The 19,439-nt window shown below is 68.2% G+C and carries 17 protein-coding genes; 9 read left to right on the top strand and 8 right to left on the bottom strand.

The genetic code is table 11. The annotated features are described in order from the left end of the window. Positions 1 to 284 precede the first annotated feature (284 nt). Genes ACWF99_RS20095 through ACWF99_RS20085 form a run of 3 tightly spaced genes read right to left on the bottom strand, consistent with a single transcriptional unit; the run spans position 285 to position 1,602 of the window. Entirely contained in the window at positions 285 to 494 is a 210-nt protein-coding gene (locus tag ACWF99_RS20095) for a DUF397 domain-containing protein (protein ID WP_378634801.1), read from the bottom strand. Beyond that, complete coding sequence (locus ACWF99_RS20090; protein ID WP_378634799.1) at positions 491 to 691, bottom strand: DUF397 domain-containing protein; 201 nt, start codon at positions 689 to 691, stop codon at positions 491 to 493. The genes ACWF99_RS20095 and ACWF99_RS20090 overlap by 4 nt, the downstream gene beginning before the upstream one ends. Further along, positions 688 to 1,602: a helix-turn-helix domain-containing protein gene (locus ACWF99_RS20085; RefSeq protein ID WP_452537079.1), complete on the bottom strand. Its 915-nt coding sequence runs from the start codon at positions 1,600 to 1,602 to the stop codon at positions 688 to 690. Before ACWF99_RS20085 ends, ACWF99_RS20090 begins: the two co-directional genes overlap by 4 nt. Positions 1,603 to 1,781: 179 nt before the next feature. Here ACWF99_RS20085 and ACWF99_RS20080 point away from each other — a divergent pair, with 179 nt between their 5' ends. Continuing rightward, positions 1,782 to 1,988: a hypothetical protein gene (locus ACWF99_RS20080; protein ID WP_101465132.1), complete on the top strand. Its 207-nt coding sequence runs from the start codon at positions 1,782 to 1,784 to the stop codon at positions 1,986 to 1,988. On the opposite strand, the gene ACWF99_RS20075 is transcribed toward ACWF99_RS20080, so the two are convergent. Continuing rightward, positions 1,985 to 2,932, bottom strand: a complete 948-nt coding sequence (locus ACWF99_RS20075) for a DNA-3-methyladenine glycosylase family protein (RefSeq protein ID WP_378634793.1) — start codon at positions 2,930 to 2,932, stop codon at positions 1,985 to 1,987. The two genes, ACWF99_RS20080 and ACWF99_RS20075, sit on opposite strands and share 4 nt — an antisense overlap. Before the next feature lie 27 nt (positions 2,933 to 2,959). Beyond that, the gene (locus tag ACWF99_RS20070) at positions 2,960 to 5,773 is read right to left on the bottom strand and encodes an FAD-binding and (Fe-S)-binding domain-containing protein (RefSeq protein WP_452537078.1); all 2,814 of its coding nucleotides are present in this window, start codon (positions 5,771 to 5,773) and stop codon (positions 2,960 to 2,962) included. A 158-nt stretch (positions 5,774 to 5,931) separates the two neighbouring features. Between ACWF99_RS20070 and ACWF99_RS20065 the strand changes: the two genes are divergently transcribed. Next, positions 5,932 to 7,815 carry an ABC transporter ATP-binding protein gene (locus ACWF99_RS20065; RefSeq protein WP_378634788.1) on the top strand — a complete coding sequence of 628 codons (1,884 nt, stop codon included), beginning with the start codon at positions 5,932 to 5,934 and terminating at the stop codon, positions 7,813 to 7,815. A gap of 14 nt (positions 7,816 to 7,829) precedes the next feature. On the opposite strand, the gene ACWF99_RS20060 is transcribed toward ACWF99_RS20065, so the two are convergent. After that, the gene (locus tag ACWF99_RS20060; RefSeq protein ID WP_452537077.1) at positions 7,830 to 8,543 is read right to left on the bottom strand and encodes a GntR family transcriptional regulator; all 714 of its coding nucleotides are present in this window, start codon (positions 8,541 to 8,543) and stop codon (positions 7,830 to 7,832) included. A 286-nt stretch (positions 8,544 to 8,829) separates the two neighbouring features. Here ACWF99_RS20060 and ACWF99_RS20055 point away from each other — a divergent pair, with 286 nt between their 5' ends. From ACWF99_RS20055 to ACWF99_RS20025, 7 genes are read left to right on the top strand one after another with little or no spacing between them, the layout of a single operon-like run. Beyond that, positions 8,830 to 9,750, top strand: coding sequence for an ABC transporter permease (locus ACWF99_RS20055; protein ID WP_378989299.1), 921 nt, complete (start codon positions 8,830 to 8,832; stop codon positions 9,748 to 9,750). After that, positions 9,747 to 10,619 (top strand): ABC transporter permease, encoded by an 873-nt coding sequence (locus ACWF99_RS20050; RefSeq protein WP_378634780.1) that lies wholly within the window; start codon positions 9,747 to 9,749, stop codon positions 10,617 to 10,619. Before ACWF99_RS20055 ends, ACWF99_RS20050 begins: the two co-directional genes overlap by 4 nt. Next, positions 10,616 to 11,614, top strand: a complete 999-nt coding sequence (locus tag ACWF99_RS20045) for an ABC transporter ATP-binding protein (RefSeq protein ID WP_452537076.1) — start codon at positions 10,616 to 10,618, stop codon at positions 11,612 to 11,614. The genes ACWF99_RS20050 and ACWF99_RS20045 overlap by 4 nt, the downstream gene beginning before the upstream one ends. Next, on the top strand, positions 11,611 to 12,603 hold the full coding sequence (locus tag ACWF99_RS20040; RefSeq protein ID WP_452537075.1) for an ABC transporter ATP-binding protein: 993 nt from the start codon (positions 11,611 to 11,613) through the stop codon (positions 12,601 to 12,603). Before ACWF99_RS20045 ends, ACWF99_RS20040 begins: the two co-directional genes overlap by 4 nt. A 7-nt stretch (positions 12,604 to 12,610) precedes the next feature. After that, the gene (locus ACWF99_RS20035; RefSeq protein WP_378634774.1) at positions 12,611 to 14,140 is read left to right on the top strand and encodes an ABC transporter substrate-binding protein; all 1,530 of its coding nucleotides are present in this window, start codon (positions 12,611 to 12,613) and stop codon (positions 14,138 to 14,140) included. 4 nt (positions 14,141 to 14,144) lie between these two features. After that, positions 14,145 to 15,398: an amidohydrolase family protein gene (locus ACWF99_RS20030; protein ID WP_452537074.1), complete on the top strand. Its 1,254-nt coding sequence runs from the start codon at positions 14,145 to 14,147 to the stop codon at positions 15,396 to 15,398. Position 15,399: 1 nt separating this feature from the next. After that, positions 15,400 to 16,971, top strand: coding sequence for a chlorohydrolase family protein (locus tag ACWF99_RS20025; RefSeq protein ID WP_452537073.1), 1,572 nt, complete (start codon positions 15,400 to 15,402; stop codon positions 16,969 to 16,971). Here the strand turns inward: ACWF99_RS20025 and ACWF99_RS20020 are convergent. Next, positions 16,925 to 18,367 carry an amidase gene (locus ACWF99_RS20020; protein WP_452537072.1) on the bottom strand — a complete coding sequence of 481 codons (1,443 nt, stop codon included), beginning with the start codon at positions 18,365 to 18,367 and terminating at the stop codon, positions 16,925 to 16,927. The genes ACWF99_RS20025 and ACWF99_RS20020 overlap by 47 nt on opposite strands. Positions 18,368 to 18,424: 57 nt before the next feature. Further along, a complete protein-coding gene (locus ACWF99_RS20015; RefSeq protein ID WP_452537071.1) occupies positions 18,425 to 19,420 on the bottom strand; it encodes an acrylyl-CoA reductase family protein in 996 nt (331 codons plus the stop codon). Positions 19,421 to 19,439 lie beyond the last annotated feature (19 nt).

Raw genomic sequence — 19,439 nt, 5'->3', positions numbered from 1 at the left:
ACGGCTGTCTACAAGACAGCGACAGTCCCTACAGCGACTAATCCGACCAGTAATCCGATGAACAGCGCCGACAGCAAAGAGGCGGTGAGTACGTAGATTCCGATCGCCGATACCGCGAACAGCAGTACCACGATCAGGCGCTCCACACCGTCCTCAGGCGCTAGCCTCCGGTACCGGGGTGGCATTTTCTTCAACCCTCGGTCCATATACCCGGGTTACCCGTCCCGACGCCGCACCAAACCTCGGCCTATGCCGAATATCTATCGTTCTGTGATCTAGCGTGATCAAGGACGATCGAACTCGCCGTCGTGTACGCCCGCGGTGAAGGCGGTCCATTCACTCGGGGTGAAGATCAGCACCGGACCGCCGGGATTCTTGCTGTCGCGTAGCGCGACGTACCCGTCTGCCAGCATGGCGACCTCCACGCTGCCGTCGTCGGTGCCCGCGCGTAGCCAGGTGGCACCGGAGGTGTCGATGTCGCGCTTGGTGTTCACGCGAACGCGCCGGTGTCGATGCCGCGGGTGAAGGCGTCCCAGCTCGCGCCGTCGAAGACCAGAGCGGGACCGGCGGGATTCTTGCTGTCGCGCACCCCGACGTGCCCGCCGAACAGGAAAGCAACTTCGACGCAATCCTTGCCCGCACCACTGCGGGTGCTCTTGAACCAGTGTGCGTCGACGAGATCGAAACTCATGCCACATACTCCTTCGCGACCTGCCGCAGCAGGTGTCTACTCGGTTGGATATCCAGCGCATGACGCTGGAGGCATTCGTGAGCCCGGTCGTACCTTCGAACATCCGCGCGTCGTTCCAGGTAGAGGTCACCGGTAAAGCCTTCGGCGTACACCACTGGTGGTTCGACCGGTTGCCCTTTGCTGTCGGTACCGAACTCGAGAACCGTGAAAGGTCCGGTAGAGACTCCGAGTGGAACACCGGCGGCAAACGGCAGGATGCGCAATGCCACATTACTTCGGGTACTCGCGTCGGCGAGGTGTCGCAACTGCGCAGCCATCACCTTTGCATCACCGACGACGCTACGCAATACCGATTCGTGCAGAACCACGTCGATCTCGGCGGGTGAATGCTTGCGGGTGATCAACGCCTGGCGTTGCAGCCGCAATGCGACTCGCCGGTCGAGCTCGTCGACCGAATCCTGCGGGAAGCCCAGATGATTCAGCGCGCGAGCGTATTCCGCGGTCTGCAGCAGACCGGGGACCAGCTCGGACTGGTAGGCGCGTAGCCGTTGCGCCGATGCCTCCAAACCCACATAGATATCGAAGTTTTCGGGAATCAAATCGCCGTAGGCGTGCCACCAGCTCTTGACGGCGGCCTGCTGCGCCAGACCGGCGAAGCCTTCGGCGAGATCGTCGGGAATGCCGTAGATCCGGCACAGCTCGTGGATGTCGATGGTGCGAATGCGATCGGCCTGACCCTTTTCCAGTCGCTGGAGGGTGCTGGCGCCCCACTCCATCAGCCGTGCCGCCTCGGCGATGGTGAGCCCGGCCTGGGTGCGCCAGTCACGCAGGTAGCGACCGAGCTGGCGGCGCGGCAACGTCGAGGAGACGCCCGCCTGCCCCGCTGTTCCGTTCGATGCGTTCGCTGCCACAGCCCCACTCCTTCCGTCGCATACCGTCACCCCCGCCATGCCCCGCTGCGGCGGTGGATTCGTCCAGTCTGGGGAATCCTGCACTCCCCGTTGGATGTCGTGCTGGGAATTCGCGGTAAATCCCATCTTTCGCGCGTGTACTCACCGTTAGCCGGGGGTTTGCGTGCTGTGCTGTTTTCATGCAATTGAGCGAAGTGAACATGCGCGTCGCCACAGCACTGCTGAGTTGCTCCATCGATCCGGGCCCGATGGAGCCCGAACAAGCCCACGCCGCAATGCAACTACACCTCGACTGCACAGTCGAAGAGTGCCGGGTGCGCCGACGGGCGCGCAACACCCTCGTCGAAGCGGGCCGCTGCGTCCTGGACGCGCGCGCGACCCGCTAGTGATGGCGATGGTCGGTGATCGGGTCGCGCGGGCCGAACTTCGGTTTGCGCGCCTGCCCGCTGAGCCCCAGCAGTCGCACCGCGCGGTAGCGGTGGGGTTGTAGCGGTCGCAGGTATTCGATCATCGCGTCGTCGTCGATCGGGTGGCCGAGCAGACTCCAGCCGACCACGGCGGCGAGGTGGTAGTCGCCGACCGAGAGGGCATCAGCGTCGCCGAACGCGCGTTGCGCGGTCTCGGCCACCGTCCACACCCCGATACCGGGCAGGCTGCGCAGACGTCGCGCGGCCTCGGCCGGGTCGAGCGTGGCGGTGCGTTCGATCGAGTCGGCGACTCTGGCCGCGCGCACGATGGTCTGTGCGCGCTGCGGCCCGACATTGGCCCGGTGGTACTTCCACGACGGGATCAACCGCCAGGTCTCGGCGTCCGGCGCCACCATCAGGCCGGTCGGCGCCGGGCCGGGGGCTCTGGTCCCGAACTCGCGGACCAGGGTGCGCCAGGCGGCGAACGACGACTTCGTGTGCACCTTCTGTTCGAGGATGGCCGGGATGAGCGACTCCATCACCAGGCCGGTCTTCAGCATGCGCAGACCGGGGACCGTGCGGTGGGCTTCGATCAGCTTGGGGTGTGCGGGGGCGAAGTCGTCGAGGTCTTCCTCGAGGCAGAGCATGCGGTCGAGACCCGCCAGGAATTCCTCGGCTCCCGGCCCCCAGGCGCGGGCGGCGGCGCCGTCACGGCCGTGCTGGGTCAGCCGGTAGGTGACCACGCCGGTCGGCATTCGCGAAGCGTGCCAGTGGCTGCCGTCGGGGTCGACGTGGTGGCAGGGATCGCCGCCGCCGCGGCGCAGCGGCGACACGGTGATGCCGACGTCGAAGGGCCTGCTCGACCGGACGGTCCTGGACAGGCAGGCCGAGGCCGGCTCCGGGTCCAGGGTCTGGTCACGCATCCGACCATTGTGCGCCTGTGATCGGCGTCAACCGGCAGCCGGTGCGCTCGAACAATCGAGCAGGTACCTGGCCAGATGCACGCCGGGGGTATGGGCGAGTTGGTCGGCCTGGGTGCGGCAGGAGAAGCCGTCGGCCAGGAAGACGGCGTTCGCCGGGGCGTTTCTCAGCGCCGGGAGCAGGGCGTTCTCGGCGACCGCGACCGAGATGTCGTAGTGGCCGCGTTGCATGCCGAAGTTGCCGGCCAGGCCGCAGCAGCCCGCCAGTTCCCCGACGGTGACGCCCATCGCGGCAAGGATTCGGCGTTCGGCGTCGAAGCCGCCGACCGCGTGCTGGTGACAGTGCGGTTGGACGATCACGGTGTCGTGTGGTCGGCGGGGTGGTTGCCAGCCGGGGTGTTCCAGCAGGAACTCGGCGAGGGTGCGGACCGAGGCGGCGACCTGTTTCGCTCGTGGATCGCCGGGGAGCAGTTCGGGGAGGTCGGCGCGCAGGGTGGCGGTGCAGGACGGTTCGAGACCGACGATCAGGCCACCGGCAGCTACGTGGGTGTCCAGTGCGTCCACGGTGGCGCGCAGCCGGGCGCGGGCGCCGTCCAGTTGACCGGTGCTGATCCAGGTCAGGCCACAGCACACCCGGTGGCTGGGGATGCGCACGCGGTAGCCGAGTTGCTCGATCAGTTGCGTCGCGGCTGCCGCGTTTTCCGGGTCGAAGGTGTCGGTGAAGGTGTCGATCCACAGCATGACCTCGGTAGCCGCGGTCTCGCTGGGACCTGTGCGGTCGTCGCTGCCCAGCGATCGGCGAAACGACTTCGGGGCGAGTCGCGGCGCTGCTCGCCGCGGGTCGATTCCGGCCAGGCGCAGGCCGGCCCGGCGCAGGCGCGGACGGGCCGCGATGGCATTGGCCAGGCGTGGGAAGTGCTGGGCGATGGCGAGCCAGCGCGGGAGCCGGCCGAGAACGTAGTGATCCACCGGCCGTAAGCGTCCGCGGTAGCGCCGATACAGCGCCTCGGATTTGTAAGTGGCCATGTCGACGCCCGCGGGGCAGTCGGCGGCGCAGGCCTTGCACGAGAGGCAGAGGTCGAGGGATTGCTCGACTGCCGGTGCACGCCAGTCGAGTTCGCCTCGGACGACTTCCTGGAGAACTCTGGCCCTGGCCCGGGTGGTGTCCTTCTCGTCGGCGGTGGCCAGATACGAGGGACACATGAAGCCGCCGGAACCGCCGGTGTCCGCGCGGCACTTGCCGATTCCTACACATCTGTGCACAGCTGTGGATAAATCGCCGGAGTCTGCGAAAAGGGCGAACCCCCGTGAGGGGACCGGCGCGAGCCCGGCTACCCGCAGGTCGGCGTCGACGGGGCTCGGGGCGACGAGGACGCCGGGGTTGAGGAGGTCACCGGGATCGAACAGGGACTTGAAGCCCGCGAAGGCCGCGCGAGCGGCCGGTGAGTACATCACTTCGAGCAGTTCGGATCTGGCGCGACCGTCACCGTGTTCGCCCGAGAGTGATCCACCGTGGCCCACGACGAGTTCGGCGGCGTCGAAGAGGAAGGTGCGAAAACGCCGGGGTGCGTCGGTGATCGGGAAGTCGAGGCGCACGTGGATGCAACCGTCGCCGATGTGTCCGTACAGCAGACCACCCACGTCGTATTCGGCGGTGAGCGTGGCGAATTCGCGCAGGTACGCCCCCAGATTCTCCGGCGGGACAGCGGCGTCCTCCCACCCGGGCCAGGCGGGCTTCCCGTCGGGAGTTCGTCCGGCCAGACCGGCGCCGTCGGCACGAATGCGCCAGAGTGCCGCTGTGGCAACCGGATCGGTGACGATCAGGTGATCATCGGCGTGGCTCGCCGCGCACAGCCGCCGGGCCGCGGCCAGCGCCTCGGCCAGGCTCGCCCCCGCCGTTTCGACGAACAACCAGCCGCGACCTCGCGGCAACTCCGGCACCGTCCCCCGATGCGCGCGGACCACGTCGACCAGTCCGGCATCGATGCCTTCGACCGCGATCGGCGCGCAGCTGGTCACCGCGGCGATATCGTCCGCCGCCGAGGCGATATCGGGGTATCCGAGCACCGTGAGCACGGTCGCGGCGGGAACAGGCGTGAGCGCGACCTCCGCTTCCAGGAGCAGTCCACAGGTCCCTTCGGAACCGACGAACGCCTTCGCCGCCGACGAACCACGTTCCGGCAGCAGGTGTTCCAGACCGTAGCCGGAGGCCTGACGATCGAACCGTCCCAGTTCGGTACGCAGCACCGCGAGATTCGAGGTGGTGAACTTCGCCAAGCCGGGCACCGCCGCCAGGTCGGAACCGAGCGTCCGCCGCTCCCCTGTGCCGTCGAGAATGCGCAGCTCACGCACGGTATCGGAGGTGCGACCCCAGGCCAGCGCATGCGGTCCGCACGCGTTGTTGCCGATCATCCCGCCTAGGGTGCACCGGTCCTGCGTCGACGGATCGGGCCCGAACCGCAACCCGTGCGGCCGCAGCCGCCGTTGCAGATCCGACAGCACCAGCCCCGGCTGCACGATCGCTGTTCGCGCCTCGAGGTCGACCGCGCGCACGGCATTCATCTGCCTGCTGAAATCCAGCACGATGCCGCGTCCGATGGCATTGCCCGCGACCGAGGTGCCCGCGCCGCGAGCGGTGATCGGCAGCCCGTTCTCCCGGGCGAAGTTCACGGTGGCGGCGACGTCGTCCTCGCCACGGGGAAACACGACCATGGCGGGCCGGACGCGGTAGTTGGAGGCGTCGGCGGAGTACTCGACGCGTCTGCGCACCGACGCGTCGACCGGGCAGCCGGTCCGCGTGCGCAGTGCGTCGGCCAGCTTTTCCGAGCTCCGGTCGTCGTCCACCCGACCAGCCTATTCCGGTCACCCGGCGGTGATCGGCCGCCGGTTTCGCTGTGCGCTGAACCCGGTGCGCGCGGAAAGTATTTGCGGTCAACCTTTGTTGAGGTTTTAGTGTCGGTGGGCAGGAGTTCAATGGGTGGGGAGCCTCGAGGAGAGTGGCAGTGAGTATCGAATCAGTGGCCTACAGCCAGATGTACCGGCGCGTGAACGCACCGGAGGAACAGCGCCCGTTCAGCATGGTGACAGCACGGCGGATCCTGCGCTTCGCCGAGCACCACCGGCGCCGGATCAGCGGGTTCCTGCTGCTCAGCGTGGTGGCGGCGGTGCTCGGTGTGGCCACCCCGGTGCTGGCGGGGCGGGTTGTCAACGGGATCGTCGACGGTGCGGCGCCGCGCACCGTGGTGCTGCTCGCGCTCGCCATCGCGGGTCTGGCCGTCCTCGACGCGGCCCTCGGCATCGCCATCCGCTGGCTGTCGGCAAGGATCGGCGAGGGTCTGATCCTCGATCTGCGCACCGCGGTGTTCGATCACGTGCAGAAGATGCCCGTCGCGTTCTTCACCCGGACCCGCACCGGCGCGCTGGTGAGCCGGCTGAACAGCGATGTGATCGGCGCGCAGCGCGCGTTCAGCGACACCCTGTCCGGGGTGATCACCAACCTCGTCACCCTGGTCCTCACGCTCGCCGTGATGCTCAGCATCTCCTGGCAGATCACCCTGCTCGCCCTTGTCCTTCTCCCCGTGTTCGTGATTCCCGCCCGGCGCGCCGGCAACAAACTCGCCGCCATGCAGCGTGAGGCGGCCCAGCTCAATGCCGCCATGAGCACCCAGATGACCGAGCGCTTCTCCGCGCCGGGCGCCACCCTGGTGAAGCTGTTCGGCAGGCCGAAGCAGGAATCGTCGGAGTTCGCGGAGCGCGCCACCCGCGTGCGCGACATCGGCGTACGCACCGCCATGCTGCAGACCACGTTCGTCACCTCGCTCACCCTGGTCTCCGCCCTCGCCCTCGCCCTGGTCTACGGCCTCGGCGGCTGGTACGCGCTGACCGGCAGCCTCGACGCGGGGTCGGTCGTGGCCCTCTCGCTGCTGCTCACCCGCCTCTACACCCCGCTCACCGCCCTGGCGAGCGCCCGCCTGGAGATCATGTCCGCGCTGGTGAGTTTCGAGCGTGTCTTCGAGGTGCTCGACCTGAAGCCGCTGATCGAGGACGCCCCGCACGCCGCCCCGGTGCCCGACGGCCCGGTGGCGGTGGAACTGGACGCGGTGAACTTCGGGTACCCCTCGGCCGACAAGGTCTCGCTCGCCTCGCTGGAAGATGTCGCGACGCTGGACCGGCGTGGCGGTGTCGAAGTGCTGCACCAGGTGTCGCTGCGCGCCGAACCCGGACAGCTCATCGCGCTGGTCGGTTCCTCGGGCGCGGGCAAATCGACTATCGCCCAGCTGGTTTCGCGTCTCTACGACGTCGACTCCGGCGCGGTCCGCCTCAACGGCTCCGACGTGCGCGACCTGACCACCGAATCCATCCAGCGCACCGTCGGCCTGGTCACCCAGGACGGGCACCTCTTCCACGACACCATCCGCGCGAATCTCCTGCTGGCCCGGCCGGAGGCCACGGAGGACGAACTGTGGGACGCGCTCGGTCGCGCCCGGCTCGGCGACCTGGTCAAGTCGCTTTCCGACGGTCTGGACACGGTGGTCGGCGAACGCGGTTACCGACTCTCCGGCGGTGAACGCCAACGTCTCACCATCGCCCGCCTGCTTCTCAAGCAGCCGAGGGTCGTCATCCTCGACGAGGCGACCGCGTCCCTCGACTCCACCTCGGAGGCCGCGGTTCAGGAAGCCCTCACCGAAGCGCTGACCGGCCGTACCGCACTGGTCATCGCCCACCGCCTGTCCACCATCCGCGCCGCCGACCAGATCCTGGTCCTCGAGGACGGCCGCGTCGTCGAGCGTGGCACCCACGCCACCCTCCTCAACGCCGACGGCCGGTACGCCGAGCTCTACCGAACCCAGTTCGCCGACGACCCGGTGGCCCCTGCCACCGTCTGAGCGAAAGGTCTGGGCTAGCGGTCGTCGCCAGGAGCATTGTCATGGTCGGCATGCCGTAGCGCGGTGACGATCGTGAGGGTGGGGGTGCGACCTGCTTCGGTGTGGCTGAGCATGGCGTATTCGGCCAGGCGTTCGTCGCCCGAGGAGATCGCGTCGATGAGGTGCTGGTGTTCGTCGCGCTGTTCCTCGGTGTTGCGTTCGGTGGTGAGGAAGAACAGCCAGGCCATCCGGGCGAGGATGGTGCGCATCAGCTGAGTGAGCAGCGAGTTGCCGGACAGTTCCACGATGGCGCCGTGCAGCTTCGCGTTCGTCTCGGCGATGCGGAGCGGATCACCAGAATCGGTGGCCTCCTGCGCTTCTCGCAACGCGGCCCGCAGGGGTGAGCTGTCGTGCCCCTGCCTGATCCGGGCAGCGGCGAGTCGGGCCGCCAGCGGTTCCAAGCCGATGCGGACATCGAAGAGTTCCTCCACCGCGGTGGTATCCCAGGACCGCACGACCGCGCTGCGACGCGGCAACGCGCTGACGATGCCGTCGAATTCGAGTAATGCCAGGGCTTCTCGCACCGGCAGGCGCGAGGTGCCGAGCATGGCGGCCAGGCGCGCCTCCGGCAGTTTCTCGCCTTCGCGGTACTCCCCCGTGATGATCGCGCGGCGCAGATCGTCGTATATCCGTCGCGTCTGCGAAGTGTCGTCGACGACTTCTACCGGCGGACGTAGGTTTCGGGCCACCCGAACAGTCTACGAAGCCGCGCCGATGGTGACGGCCGGCGATCGCGCAGTCTAGCGGCGGACCTACCGAATTCAATCCGGTAGACCAAAATATCTTTGTCCACCTCAGACCACCTGCAACCAAGCCTGCTCCGTGGGTCGGCTATGAGCCTTGACGAGGGCATTTCTGCCGGTTGGCAGCATCGAAATCATTCACGGACCCGAAACTTTCGGAACACAATGGGGATACACGGGAATCCAATTCTGTATACCGAATGACATTCTCGGCACACAGAGAGGATCAGTGTTGGCCGTCTATCTGATCCGCCGCCTCATCCAGGCGGTGATCACCGTGTTCGCCGTCATCTCGCTGGCGTTCCTGCTCGGCAGATCGACCGGAAGTCCCGTGGCCTCTCTCCTGCCGGAAACGGCGAGCGAGGCCGACATCGCGGCGCTGGAAGCCGAACTCGGCTTCGACAAACCGCCACTGACCCAGTACTTCGACTACGTGACCGGCGTGCTGTCCGGCGATTTCGGTGACTCGTACCAGCAGACCGGCACCTCGTCGATGACATTGGTCCTGCAACGCCTGCCCGCTTCGCTCCAACTCGGTGTCGCGGGCTTCGCGATCGGTCTCGCACTCGCCTTCGCCGTGGTGCTCGCCATCCACCTGAGCGGCCGCTGGTCGCTGCGCGGGGTAGCGCTCGGTGTCGGCGCGGCGCGACTGGCGGTGCCGGACTTCCTGTTCGGGCTGCTGCTGGTGCTGGTGTTCTCGGTGACGCTCGGCTGGTTGCCCTCGCTCGCCGGTGCCGACCCGCTCGCGATCATCATGCCCGCCCTCACCATCGCCACCGCACAGTTCGTCGTCTACTCACGGCTGCTGGACAATTCGCTGGTCGCCGAGAGCTCCCAGGACTACGTGCGCACCGCGTACGCGCGCGGCGAGCGCAGATCCTCGGTGCTCCTGCGCGATGTGCTGCCGAACGCGCTGCTGCCGGTGCTCACCATCTCCGGAATCACGCTCGGCACGCTGCTCGGTGGTCTGGTGATCGTCGAAAACGTCTTCGCCTGGCCCGGTTTGGGCACATTGATGCTCGACGCGGTGTTCAACCGGGACTTTCCGGTGGTCCAGTCCGGGCTGGTGGTGATCGCGACCATCTTCGTGATCGTCAACTTCGGGATCGACGTCCTCTACGGCGTCATCGATCCGAGAGCGAGAGTCCGATGATCCGTCCCCGCGACTACGCCACGATCGCGGGCGTCGCCATGATCCTCGCAGTCGTGCTGTTCTCCCTGCTGTATCCCCTCTCCCCCGGTTACGACCCCTACGGGCAGGACCTCGCGGCCGCGTTCTCCGCGCCGTTCACCACCGGGAACTACCCGCTCGGAACCGATTCGCTCGGTCGCGATCTGGCGAGCAGGCTGGCGCTGGCCGGACGGATCACGCTCGGGTTGGTCCTGGTGATCGTGCTGGTCAACGCGGTGATCGGCATGACGATCGGCACGGTGTCGGGCTACTTCCGCGGTGTCACAGACAGCGTGCTGATGGGTGTCGCCGATGTGCAGCTCGCGGTCCCGATGACGCTGGTGATCATGGCGGTGTCGGCGATTCGCGGGCCGAGTACCGCGCTGATGGCGACGATCCTCGGCGTCACCTTCTGGGTCGGCTATGCCAGGGTGGCGCGCTCGGTCGCGCTCGGGCTGTCCGGTCGCGATTTCGTGATCGCGCCGAAACTGCTCGGCGCGCGCTCTGGCTGGGTGATGCGCAAGCACATAGTCGGGCACGTCACGGTCCCTGTGCTGATTCTGGCGACCGCCGATCTCGGCAATGTGCTGATCATGATCTCGTCGTTCGACTATCTCGGCCTCGGCGTGCAACCACCCACTCCCAGTTGGGGATTGATGATCACCGACGGACAGAAGTACCTGCGCCAGGCGCCCTATCTGACGATCGTTCCGGCGGTGGCACTGCTGCTGGTGATCGGCGGAACCCTGCTGGCCAGCCGGCGATTCACCGACGAAGGCCAGGGGTTGCGCCGAGTTCGGCGGGCGCCACGCGCTCGTCGCGGCGCTCTCGCGAAAGAGGTTGTGGCATGAGCCCATTGCTGGAGATCACCGATCTCACCGTCGGCTACGAGACCGCCGCGGGCGACCGTGTGGTGCTCGTCGACGGGGTGAGCCTGCGCCTGGAGGAGGGCGAAGTGCTCTGTCTCGTCGGCGAATCCGGATCGGGCAAGTCGGTGACGATGCTCGCCGCCCTCGGCCTGCTCCCCCCGGCATTGACGATCTTCTCGGGCAGCGTGCGTTTCCGCGGCGACGAACTCGTCGGCGCCGACGACGAAACCCTGCGGCGCCTGCGGGGCGCCGAACTCGGCATGGTCTTCCAGGACCCGATGACCACCCTCAATCCGGTGCGCCGGGTCGGCACGCAGATCGGTCGCGCGCTGGCGGTGCATCAGCGGCTCGACGCAAGGAAACGCAAGCAGCGCGTAGTCGAACTCCTCGCCTCCGTCGGTATCCCACAACCGGCCGAGCGGGCGCGCGCCTATCCCCACCAGTGGTCGGGCGGTATGCGCCAGCGCGCGGTGATCGCCATGGCGATGGCCAACGATCCGGCGTTGCTCATCGCCGACGAGCCGACCACCGCGCTCGACGTGACCATCCAGGCCCAGCTCATGGAGGTGCTGGCACAGGCTCGCGCCCGCAGCGGCGCGGCGATGGTGTTGATCACCCATGATCTCGGGTTGGTCGCCCAGTACGCCGATCGGGTGGCGATCATGTACGCGGGCCGGGTGGTCGAGACCGGCACGGTGTGGCAGATCTTCGACGACGCCGCCCACCCGTACACCCGTGGCCTGCAGGGCAGTCTGCTCGGGCAGGCGGGCGCGGGCCGCGCCTACGCCATCCCTGGCTCGCCACCGTCACCGACGAAACGTCCGGCCGGGTGCGGGTTCGCCCCGCGTTGCGAGTTCGCGCGCAAGAGCCGCGAATGCGACACAGCCCCACCACCTCTCGTCGCCATCGGCGACGGTCGCGCGCTCGCCTGCCCGCCCGCGCTCGCCGCCCCTCTCCGAGAGGACATTTCGGCATGACCGTGATCGATACCGCAGAGGAAGTGATCCGGGTCGACGGCCTCGAGGTGAGCTTCACCAGCAGGCGCGGCCTCACCGGCAAGCGCAGACTGCGAGCCCTCGACGGCGTGAGCTTCGGGGTCGTACGCGGTGAAACCTTCGGCCTGGTCGGCGAATCCGGTGGCGGGAAGTCCACGCTGGTCCGCACGATCTTCGGCATCAACACCCCGACCGCGGGTTCGGTGCGCATCCTCGGCCACGACCTGGCCGCCCTGCGACCGGCCGCGCGCAGGGCGCTGCGCAACCGGGTGCAGCTGGTGTTCCAGGACCCGTACTCCTCCCTCGACCCGCGGATGAGCGCGCACGACATCATCGCCGAACCGCTCCGGATCGCGGGCGGCTACTCCCGCGCCCGCGTGCTCGAACTGCTCGACCAGGTCGGGCTCGGACCGGACGCGCTCCACCGGCGTCCGGCCGAGTTCTCCGGCGGACAGCGGCAACGGCTCGGGATCGCCAGGGCGCTCGCGCCGAGACCGGAGGTGCTGGTGCTCGACGAACCGGTGTCCGCGCTCGACGCCTCGGTGCAGGCCCAGGTGATCAACCTGCTCCAAGACCTACAAGAACAACTCGGCCTGTCGTATCTGTTCATCGCCCACGATCTCTCGGTCGTGCGGCACCTGTCGGACCGGGTCGCGGTGATGCATCTGGGCAAGCTCGTCGAGATCGGCGCCACCGAGGACGTGTTCACCAGTCCCCGGCATCCGTACACACGCGCGCTGATCGCCTCGGCTCCCGTTCCCGACCCCCATCAACGCCACCGCGACACCTCGACGCTGATCCGCGGCGAGCTCCCCGATGCCGCGAATCCGCCGAGCGGCTGCACCTTCCGCACCCGCTGCCCACAGGCCACCGACGAATGCGCCACGCGCATACCGGAACTCGAGCCGCTCGGCCCCGCCGGGCATGTCGCGGCGTGCCTGCACCCACTTCCCCGCTCCACGAAAGATTAGGAAACCCATGAGACCGATCACCCGCAGTGTGGCTACCGGACTCGCGATCCTCGCGTTCTCCACCGTCACCCTGAGTGCCTGCGCACCCGCGGGCACCGACACCGCGTCGACGAAGACCCTCGTGGTCGGCGCGGTCACCGAACCGACGGACGTGCCCGACCCGATCAGCGACGGTTCGCTGGCAGGCTACAACTACTACTTCGCGACCTTCGACCAGCTCGCCCGCTTCGACGCGGAAGGCGTGATCGGCCCGAAGCTCGCAACCTCGTGGGAGCACAACGCCGATTTCACCCAGTGGACGTTCACGATTCGGGAGGACGCGAAGTTCCACAACGGCGAACCGGTGAAAGCCTCCGATGTCGCGTTCACCTACAACCAGATCAAGGCGACACCCAACGGCGATCCGGCCACCTATATGGAGATGTTCACCTCCGCCGCCGCCGGTCCCGGCAATACCGTGGTGTTCAGCCTCAACGCCCCCTTCTCCGCGTGGCCGACCATCACCACCGGCGTCTCGATCGTGCCCGAAAGTGTTTACACCAAGCTCGGTTCCGCGGGATTCGCGGCCGCACCGGTCGGCTCGGGGCCGTTCGTGTTCGACCACTACACGCGCGGCGTCGAATACGTCGTCAAGCGCAATCCGAACTACTGGGGCGACAAGGCCGCACTGGAGACCGTGACCTTCAAGACGGTGGCCGACGCCGACGCCCGGCTCAACGGTGTTCAGTCCGGCAGTCTCGATGTGGCCTTGATCGCGCCTAATCAGGTTGCCGCCGTAGATGGTTCGAAGAGTGTGCACATCGAGTCGCGGGTCTCCAACGGCGTCACCTTCCTCGGCATGAACGCCACGGCGGGTCCGCTGGCCGACCAGCGGGTACGCGAGGCGATCGCACTGTCGATCGACCGGGACGCCATCGTCAAGAGTCTGCTCGCGGGCCGCGCGACGGTCGACAACCAGCTGGTCGCCAAGAACGTCGGCGGCTACGACCCGAAATATCCTGCGCCGGTGCGTGATACGGCCAAGGCCAAACAGCTGCTGGCCGCGGCGGGCTACAACGGCACGCCGATCCCCTTCCAGTACGCGACGAACGGACGCATCCCGCTGAGCTCCGAGATCGCCCAGTCGATCCAGGCGAACCTTGCCGAAGTCGGCATCACCATCACCCTGCACGGCACCGACCAGAGCAGCCATTCCCAGATGATCTACACGAAGAAGGCCGCCACCGGCATCTACCTCAACACCTACGCGCCGTCCACCATGGACGGCGACGCCCCGATCGCCTCGATGTTCGGCGGGCAGTGGAACGACTACGCGATGCTGCCGGAAACCCAGGCCCTGGTCGCCAAGACCCGGACCGTCGCCGGACAGGCCAGGATCGATGTCTACCGAGATCTGTTCACCCTCAACGATTCCAAGGCGCTGCTGCTCGGCCTCTACACCCCCGATGCCAGCTACGCGGTGGACCCGGCGCTGAACTGGAAGCCGCGGGCGGACGGGATGATCACCGTCGACGCCGCGACCTTCGGCAAGGACTGAGCGCGTGGGTGATTCGCTGTTGATCACCGATGTTCGCCCCTGGGGCGGCCCGCCGGTGGACCTGCTGATCGAGAACGGCACGGTGGCCGCGGTATCCGCGGCCACCGGTTCGCCGGTGCCCGCCGGCGAGCTCGTCGACGGCGCGGGCCGGTTGATCCTGCCCGCACTGTCGGATGTGCACCTGCATCTCGACTCGAGCAGGCTCGGACTGCCGTTCCGTGCCCAGACCGGGATGCCGGGACGGTGGGGCCGGATCATGAACGATCGCGAGCACTGGCGGTCGGCGGAACGTTCCGTGGCCGAACGCGCCTCGTTCACCCTCGCGGTGGCAGTGGCCAACGGGGCCACCAGGATTCGCAGTCACGCCCAGGTGGACGCCGATTCCGGGCTCACCAAGCTCGAAGGCGAACTCGCGGCGCGGGAACGCTACGACGACGTGTGCGATGTGGAGATCGTGGCGTTCCCGCAGGTCGGAATCCTGCTCGAACCCGGCGTCGTCGACCTCATGGACGCGGCACTGTCGGCCGGGGCCGACCTGGTCGGCGGGATGGATCCGTGCGAACTCGACCGCGATCCGGTGCGACATCTCGACGCGGTGTTCGGGCTGGCCGACAAGCATCAGGTCGGCGTCGACATCCACCTGCACGAAGCGGGTGAGCTGGGGCTGTTCACCCTGTCGCTGATCATCGAACGGGTGCGGGCGCTCGGGATGACCGGTCTGGCGACCATCTCCCATGCCCGGTGCCTGGCCGGTGGGCTGCCCGCTGTGCCTGCGGCGATCGAGCAGCTGGCGGAGCTCGACATCGCCCTCACCCACGCGGCGGGCGCGCAGGGTTGGGCGTTGCCGTTGCTCGACCTGGCCGCGGCCGGTGTGCGCGTCGGGGTCGGGATGGACGGTCAGCGGGACTACTGGTCGCCCTACGGCAACGGCGACATGCTCGACCGCGCCTGGCAACTCGCGTTCGTCAACGGGTTCGGATCCGACGAGCACGTGGAACACGCTCTCGCCGTCGCTAGTTGGGGTGGAGCGAGCGTGCTCGACCGCAGTCTGCGCCCGCTCGGCCGGAGCGAGCCACATCCAGGTTTCGAGGTCGGTGATCCAGCCGAGTTCTTCCTGGTCGACGCGGCCAGCCCGACTTCGGCTGTGATGGACCGCCCGGCCGAGCGCACTGTAATCCATCGGGGGAGTGTCATTTCCGTCGATACGGCACTGGACGGATTCGAGATTCCCGGTCGTTGGGGCAGGGGGAGGAGCTGAGATGCGGCGCGGTATTCGAGCACGCCATGTACTCGCGTCGGGGATCGTCGGTGGCCACGTGATGCTCACCGATGGCGAAGTGGTGGTGGAGGATTCGCGCATCGTCGCCGCCGGTCCGCGCGGTCTGGAGACCGTCGACGAGGTGATCGAGCTCGGGGACGCGATCTTGATGCCCGGGCTCATCGACCTCGACGCGCTCACCGACATCGACCACACGATCCTGGATTCGTGGCAGTCGCGCGAGCTCGGCCTCGGTCTGCAATGGTCGCGCGAGTACGCCACGCAGCGGCGGCGCGCGGTGTTCGACGCCGAGGAGCGGGCGTTCATCCGTGAGTACGGGTTCGTCCAGCTGCTGCTGCACGGGGTGACGACGGCGATGCCGATCGCGTCGGAGGTGCACAGCGATTGGGCGGAGACCTACGCCGACGCCGTGGCGATGGCCGAGTCCGCACGGCGTCTCGGCCTGCGGGTGTACCTCGGGCCCGCGTACCGATCCGGGGTCAACGTGGTCGACGACGACGGCTCGCGGTCCATCTACTGGAACGAAGAACTCGGGCTCGACGGGTTCGACGGTGCGGCGCGGTTCCTGGAGTGGGCCTCGGCGCAGGACACCGATCTGATCCACGGGACACTGCTCCCGTGCCGGATCGAGACGCTGTCCGAGGATCTGCTGCACCGGACCTCCGCGCTGGCCGCGGCGACCGGCGCGCTGGTCCGTCTGCACGCGCTCCAAGGGCTACACGAACGCGCGTTCGTGATCGAGCGGTTCGGTATGTCACCGCTGGCCGTGCTCGAGCGGACCGGTCTCCTCGGGCCGAATCTGCTCATCCCCCACGGGATCTACATCGACTCGAACCCGCACGTGGACGCCGATACCGATGACGATCTCGGCACGCTTTCGGCGTCGGGAGCGTCGATCGTGCACTGCCCGCTCACCTCGGCCAGACACGGATCGGCGCTCGACAGCTTCGATCGGTACCGGGCAGCGGGCGTGCGCATCGCCCTCGGCACCGACTCTTTTCCGCCGGATCTGGTGCGCGGCATCGACATCGGCGTCACCCTGGCCAAGGTGCTGGCATCGCGGCTCGACGCGGCCACCTACGGCGACTACGTCTCGGCGGCGACGCTCGGCGGTGCCGAAGCGCTGCACCGACCGGACCTGGGCACGATCGCGGTGGGGGCGACCGCCGACCTGGTCGCCTTCCGCCTCGACGACCCGCGCGACGGCGTCCTCGACGATCCGATCCGCACCCTGTGCATGAACAGCACCGGGCGCGCGGCGGATTTCTCCATGGTCGCCGGGCGGATCACGTTGCGCGACGGGGTAATTCCCGGCATCGACCTGCCTGCGATGACCCGGCGGGCGCAGTCACTGTTCGACCGGATGCGTGCGGCCTACACCGAGCGCGACTACCTACGCCGTCCCGCCGGCGAACTGTTCCCGGCGTCCTTTCCGGCCGAGCCGTCGATACCGCGCGGCGATCGCGTAGCTCCCGAGCACGTGACCACACCCGGAAGGGGAGTGGTCAGCCCCGCGGGCGGACCCAGCCGCCGAACGCCTTCTCGAGAGTGAGGGCCGCGGCGATCGAGAGGTGATCGCGGTTGTGTCCCGCGACCACCTGTACCCCGAGTGGCAGACCGTGGGTGCCGCGGCCGAGCGGCACCTGGGTGACGGGCAGCCCGGCGAGGCTGAACGGTGCGACCGTGTTCGTGCGCCACAGGCGGCCGGTGGTGCGGCCGTGACGCGGCGCGACCGTGCTCAGTGTCGGATGCAGGAGCAAACCGTCACCGATGATCTCGGTGATCTCGGCGGCCGTGCGGTGTGCGGCGGCGGTGATGCGCCGGGCCACCCGGGTGGGTAGCCGGGCCGCGATCAGCTCGCCGAGCGCGAGGAGGCGGGTGGCGAGGGTGTGGTCGCCGCGCAGGGCGGTGAGTTGTCCGGGTGCGAGGATGTCGGCGCCCTCGCCGCGCATGATCTCGGCGAAGCTGATCCCGGTCTCCTCGGCCAGCACGATCGTGGCGAAGAGCCCGATCGTCCGCAGCGAACGCATCGGTACCCGGGTGACCTCGGCGCCTGCCTCGATGAGGGCGGCGGCGGCGCGGTCGCGCGCGGCCAGCACCTCACGGCCGAAGCCGGGGGCGAAGGTTCCGTCGAGCAGCACGACGGGCACACCTCGCATCGAGGTCGTCGCCGGATCGCCGAGGGTGGCCGCGCGGACCAGGGGATCGGTCCCGTCGGGGCCGGCCATGATCCGCAGCAGGGGCATGAGGTCGGCCGCGCGGAGGGCGATGACCCCGTTGGAGCACAGGGCGGCCACGCCGAACGGTGGTGGCCACGCGCCGGTGGTGGGGAGCAGGCCGGTCGACGGGCGGTGTCCGAAGACGCCGTTGCAGAAGGCGGGAACCCGGATCGAGCCGAGGGTATCGGTGGCCAGGCCGAGCGGGGAGCCGCCGCTGCCGACGGCGGCGCCCTCACCGCCCGAGGACCCGCCCGCCGTCCGTGCCCGGTCGTGCACGTTGCTGGTTCGCCCGTAGACCCGGTTCGTCGACTCAAGCCACATGCACCCCTCGGCGGTGTTGGTCAGCCCGAGCACGATCGCACCCGCGTCCAGAACTCGTTGCACCACGGTGGCATTCGCGGTGGGCCGCAGGTGCCGACGAGCCACGACGCCCGCCGTGTTGGGCAAGCCGGCGACCGCCAGAGATTCCTTGACGGTGATCGGAACGCCGAACAGCGGTGGCAGGTGCTCCGGCCCGGTCGCGAGGTGGGCGTCGGCGGCGTCGGCCTGTGCCCGCGCGGTGTCGTAGCAAGCCACCACCACCGCGTTCGTGGCGGGGGCGAAACGTTCCAGCACAGCGATGTGGGCATCGATCACCGCGCGGACGCTGACCTCGCGGGCGCGAATGGACGCGGCCAGCGCGATCGCGGACTCGTCGGTGATCGTGGTGCCGTTCGGGCGGAGCATCATGCTCGTTACAGTATTACAGTCTCCGTAACGTCGTCGTGTGGCGAACTTCTGGAGGGCTCAGAACTCGTTGGCCACGCCGATCACGGTGCGCCCGGAGTGGGTGCCGTCCTTGATCGACTGCAGGACCGTGCCGACCTCGGTGATCGGCGTGAAGGACTCGATCGTCGACAGATGCTGGGGCCGAAGCTGCTTGCCCAGTGCGGTCCACAGGGCGCGGCGCTTCTCGATCGGAAGCTGCACCGAGTCGATGCCGAGCAGGCTGACGCCGCGCAGGATGAACGGGAGCACGGTGGTGGGAAGCTCGGCGCCGCCGGTGAGGCCGCTGGCCGCCACCGCCCCGCCGTAACCGATGGCGCTGAGGACGTGCGCCAGCGAGGCGCCGCCGACGCTGTCGACCGCCGACGCCCAGTTGGCCTTGTTGAGCGGGCGCGGCCTGGCGTCGGGGTCGAGGGGAAGCCGGCCGATCACCTCGTTGGCGCCGAGCTCGGCGAGCAGGTCGTTCGCGTCGGTCTTGCCGGTGGAAGCGATCACCTCGAAGCCGAGGCCGGACAGGATGTCGATGGCCACGGTGCCGACACCGCCGGTCGCGCCGGTGACCAGGACGGCGCCGTCGTCGGGGGTCAGGCCGTGGTCGAGCAGGGCCTGCACGCTCATGGCGGCGGTGAAGCCCGCGGTACCGATGGTGGCGGCGTCGCGGGTGTCGAGGCCGTCGAGCTTCACCACCCATTCGGCAGGCACCCTGGTGTACTCAGCGAAGCCGCCGTTGCGGGAAACACCCAGGTCGTAGCCATGGGCGATGACCTGGTCGCCGGGGGCGAAGTCATCGGTCTCCGAGGCGATCACCTCACCGGTGAGGTCGATGCCCGGCACGATCGGATAATTGCGCACCACCCCACCGCGCGGCGTGATCGCCAGCAGATCTTTGTAGTTCGCGCTCGAGTAATGAACCTTGATCGTCACCTCGCCGCTACCGAGGAAGTCGTCTCCCACCGTTTCACGGGCAAGAACGATCCCACCATCGGACTCACGAGCCACCATCGCAGAGAACTCCATTGCCCGAGCATACGAGTTC

The sequence above is a fragment of the Nocardia sp. NPDC055002 genome, from assembly GCF_053608825.1.
Note: the sequence above shows the minus strand (reverse complement) of the source record. Positions and strands in the feature narration are given on the sequence as shown.

What these genes read in the sequence shown, in the direction of transcription:
- ACWF99_RS20090 (WP_378634799.1), bottom strand. Translation starts at nt 691, where the DNA reads ATGAGTTTCGATCTCGTCGACGCACACTGGTTCAAGAGCACCCGCAGT.
- ACWF99_RS20080 (WP_101465132.1), top strand. Translation starts at nt 1,782, where the DNA reads ATGCAATTGAGCGAAGTGAACATGCGCGTCGCCACAGCACTGCTGAGT.
- ACWF99_RS20075 (WP_378634793.1), bottom strand. Translation starts at nt 2,932, where the DNA reads ATGCGTGACCAGACCCTGGACCCGGAGCCGGCCTCGGCCTGCCTGTCC.
- ACWF99_RS20050 (WP_378634780.1), top strand. Translation starts at nt 9,747, where the DNA reads ATGATCCGTCCCCGCGACTACGCCACGATCGCGGGCGTCGCCATGATC.
- ACWF99_RS20045 (WP_452537076.1), top strand. Translation starts at nt 10,616, where the DNA reads ATGAGCCCATTGCTGGAGATCACCGATCTCACCGTCGGCTACGAGACC.
- ACWF99_RS20040 (WP_452537075.1), top strand. Translation starts at nt 11,611, where the DNA reads ATGACCGTGATCGATACCGCAGAGGAAGTGATCCGGGTCGACGGCCTC.
- ACWF99_RS20035 (WP_378634774.1), top strand. Translation starts at nt 12,611, where the DNA reads ATGAGACCGATCACCCGCAGTGTGGCTACCGGACTCGCGATCCTCGCG.
- ACWF99_RS20025 (WP_452537073.1), top strand. Translation starts at nt 15,400, where the DNA reads ATGCGGCGCGGTATTCGAGCACGCCATGTACTCGCGTCGGGGATCGTC.
- ACWF99_RS20020 (WP_452537072.1), bottom strand. Translation starts at nt 18,367, where the DNA reads ATGATGCTCCGCCCGAACGGCACCACGATCACCGACGAGTCCGCGATC.
- ACWF99_RS20015 (WP_452537071.1), bottom strand. Translation starts at nt 19,420, where the DNA reads ATGGAGTTCTCTGCGATGGTGGCTCGTGAGTCCGATGGTGGGATCGTT.